This is a genomic window from Pseudomonas sp. GQ91 (assembly GCF_059758795.1).
The window spans coordinates 1-463 of the sequence record NZ_JCAXED010000059.1 but is presented as its reverse complement, the minus strand read 5'-3'; the positions used below and the strand labels follow the sequence as shown (position 1 = coordinate 463).

1 protein-coding gene is annotated in these 463 nt (G+C 63.5%); it reads right to left on the bottom strand.

The annotated features are described in order from the left end of the window. On the bottom strand, positions 1–404 hold a 404-nt coding region (locus AC6CIA_RS26400), incomplete at its 3' end, for an ATP-binding cassette domain-containing protein (RefSeq protein ID WP_498316094.1). Positions 405–463 lie beyond the last annotated feature (59 nt).

Genomic DNA, 463 nt, shown 5'->3' with positions numbered 1-463 from the left:
CACGCCAGCGCCTGCTGACGCAGGAGCCCACGATTGACCACGCCAAAGCGCGACGGCAAATGCCCGAGGAAGAGGTTTTCGGCGACGCTCATTTCCGGCACCAGGTGCAGTTCCTGGTGGATCACCGCCACGCCGCAGGCGATGCTGTCGGCGGCGCATTTGAAGGCCATGACCTGCGCGCCGATCTGCACGGTGCCGCTGCTCGGAATATAGGCGCCACCGAGGATTTTCAGCAGCGTCGACTTGCCCGCGCCGTTCTCGCCCATCAGCGCATGCACCTGGCCTGGCTGCGCGCTGAAGCTGATGCCGTCCAGCGCCTTGACGCCAGGGAAGGTTTTGCCAATGCCGTCAAAACGCAGACTGGCGCCGGCAATGGGTTGTTGTTCATTCAGTTGCGCGTGCATAACCACCTCATCACACCAATCAGGCAGCCCTGTGGCCAGGGCCGCCGAGGAAAGCGAAC